General features: G+C 77.9%; 1 protein-coding gene and 1 pseudogene. Both read right to left on the minus strand.

Annotated elements, in window-relative coordinates; translation table 11 throughout:
• Positions 1–294: pseudogene (locus tag HLB09_RS17115) on the minus strand (hypothetical protein); the annotation flags it as partial.
• Entirely contained in the window at positions 291–1,313 is a 1,023-nt protein-coding gene (locus HLB09_RS17120; protein WP_322790244.1) for an acyl-CoA desaturase, read from the minus strand. The pseudogene HLB09_RS17115 and the gene HLB09_RS17120, both read right to left, overlap by 4 nt.
• Positions 1,314–1,410: the final 97 nt, after the last annotated feature.

Below are 1,410 nucleotides of genomic sequence, written 5' to 3' on the forward strand. Positions count from 1 at the left end.
GCGGGCGGTGTCGACGTGCACGGCGCCCCCCGTGGTGGCGGCCTCGAGGACGGGGCCGGGGCCCGCGTCGAGGGCGCGCTCGTCGAGGACCGCGGCGTCCGCGCCCTCGAAGGCGGCGGCCCGGGTTCGCCCCTCCTCGACGACGAGGACGGCGAGGCCGTCGACGCCGGGCAGGGAGCGGGCGCCCGCGCGGACCGCGCGCGCCGCGACCTGGGCGAGGGAGAGGCCGGCGAGCGGCGTCCGCACCAGGTCCACGAGCGTCTCGGCGGGATCCGCCGGGGCCGGGGCGCTCATCGCAGCTCCCGCGCCAGCGGGCACGAGAAGGTCCCGGGGGCGTGGACGCCGACGCGGTGGAGGTGCCCCACCACCGCCCGGTACGCGCCGAGCACGGAGGTCTCCGTGTAGAGGACGCCCTGCTCCGCGCAGTAGGCGCGCACGAGCACCTGGGCCTGGCGCAGGTTGGCCCTCGGCATGCTCGGGAAGAGGTGGTGCTCCACCTGGTAGTTGAGCCCGCCCATGGCGAGGTCGACGAGCGGCCCGCCGCGCACGTCGCGCGACATGAGCACCTGGCGCTGGAGGAAGTCGACCTTGGCGCCGCGCGGCACGACCGGCATGCCGACGTGGTTGGGCGCGAAGGCGAGGCCCATGGCCACGCCCAGGACGGCGAGGTGCACCCCGGCGAAGGCGGCTGCCCGCCCCGGGGGCAGGAGCAGCAGGAGGAGCGACGCGGCGGCGGCCCAGTGCGCGGCCACGAGGGCGACCTCGACCCGGCGGCGGGGGAGCGCCCGACGCCCGAGGAGGCGGCGGGTGCTGTCCACGTGCAGGTTGAGCCCCTGCAGCAGCAGGAGGGGGAAGAAGAGCCAGCCCTGGTGCCGGGTGATCCAGGCCCGCGGCCCGCGGCGCGCCCGCGCCGCCTCCGGGGTGAAGGCGAGGGCTTTCGAGTCGAGGTCCCCGTCGACGCCGACCTGGTTGGGGGCCTGGTGGTGGCGCGTGTGCTTGCCCGTCCACCAGCCGTAGCTGAGCCCGGTCATGAGGGAGGCGAAGACGCGGCCGGCCACCTCGTTGGCGCGCGCGGAGGCGAAGACCTGGCGGTGCGCGCCGTCGTGGCCGAGGAAGGCCATCTGGGTGGTCACGAGCGCCAGGGCGCCGGCCGCGAGCAGCACCAGCCACGAGTCGCGCAGCAGCGCGGCGGCGGCGACGACCGCGGTCCAGGCGAGGGCCGTGAGGACGATGCGGCGCCAGTAGTCGGCCCGGCGGCGCTCGAGCAGGCCGGCGGCGCGCACGCGGCGGGAGAGCTCGCGGTAGCTGCTCACCTGGCGCTCGCGCGGCCGGCCTCCCACGGCAGCCGGTCCCGCGGCGGGCGAGGGCGGGGCGCTTCCGGTCAGGGCTGGGCCGGTCAGGGCGGGGCCG

It is taken from the genome of Pseudokineococcus marinus (assembly GCF_013004605.1).
Lineage (GTDB): Bacteria > Actinomycetota > Actinomycetes > Actinomycetales > Quadrisphaeraceae > Pseudokineococcus > Pseudokineococcus marinus.